General features: G+C 40.5%; 1 protein-coding gene. It reads left to right on the top strand.

Going from position 1 to position 1,041, the window contains the following annotated elements:
- Positions 1 to 458: 458 nt before the first annotated feature.
- A complete protein-coding gene (locus ACFEL9_RS26105) occupies positions 459 to 938 on the top strand; it encodes a hypothetical protein (RefSeq protein WP_385896348.1) in 480 nt (159 codons plus the stop codon).
- Positions 939 to 1,041 lie beyond the last annotated feature (103 nt).

Here is a 1,041-nt window from a genome sequence, read left to right as displayed (position 1 = left end):
AGAGCAAGTTGAAAAAATTGTTTGTTACAAGAAGTAGCGTATTTTAGCAGAAATACACACGTTCGACCGCAATGCCTTGCACAAGGAAAAATCCCTTCGTCCGCTTTGCGGACTCCCGGTCTTTTTCTCCTAAGCTATTGCGGTCGAACGATCGGGATTTACTTGTAAATTTATCGGGCGGTGAACTTTGTGCAAGTCACCTGCGGTGAACATGAGGATTTACAAAATGCCCCGATAAATTTCCACGTACCCACAGATTCTCGCAGCTGCTTCGCTGAAAGCCGTTGGCTTTCGCTCCCGCATCTGCTCCATCCGTGGGCACTTCGTAAATCCCGATCGTTAGCTGCAAGACTGACAAAGACAAACCATAAAGAAAGAATATGTGCAGATATGCAATGACATCATACAAGCCACACTATGCCTGCTTTAATTGTCGTAAGACATTTAAACGAAGGTTAATGTGGGACATAAAGCGAGACAACAAGGATGTGACAGAAGCCAAATGTCCTCAATGTGGGGAGCTAATGGCAAATATGGGACTTGACTTTGAATCGCCTAAAAAGGACAACATAAAAGAATGGAATCACATTAAGGACCTTTATTCTGTTGGAATCACATTTCATTCCTGTGGTTGCACCGGTCCTGGCTATATTCCTAAAGACAAAGACAGACTAATTGCATATTTTGAAGAAATAATAAATGACTACAACAAACAATTAGTTTTTTGGCGAAATAGAATTGAACCGAAGACAGAAAAGGAAGTTCAAAGAGAAAATAGTAAACACTGGGACAATATTGGCAGAATTCCTTTTGACCAACGACCGAAGAAGGGAGCGATCACAAATGAGGACGCAAAAAAATATTGGTTGGACAGAATAAAAGAAGTTGAACAAAGATTAAAAACAATCAAACCGACAAAAAATAAAGTGACGATGTGACTATAAGCCCAGCAGCTAACACGGGTTCCTATGTAAAGCGGTGTGAGAGGTTTCAGTTTTCTTCTAAAGGGGCAATATGTTTATAAACGGTACTACATAATAT

Origin of the sequence: Terrimonas alba, from assembly GCF_042434975.1 — a bacterium.
GTDB classification, from domain to species: domain Bacteria; phylum Bacteroidota; class Bacteroidia; order Chitinophagales; family Chitinophagaceae; genus Terrimonas_B; species Terrimonas_B alba.
The sequence above is the reverse complement of the archived record's forward strand: the minus strand, read 5'-3'. Positions and strand labels throughout refer to the sequence as shown.

Bases quoted from the DNA above. Each gene is read 5' to 3' on its own strand.
- ACFEL9_RS26105 (WP_385896348.1), top strand. From the start codon at position 459: ATGTGGGACATAAAGCGAGACAACAAGGATGTGACAGAAGCCAAATGT.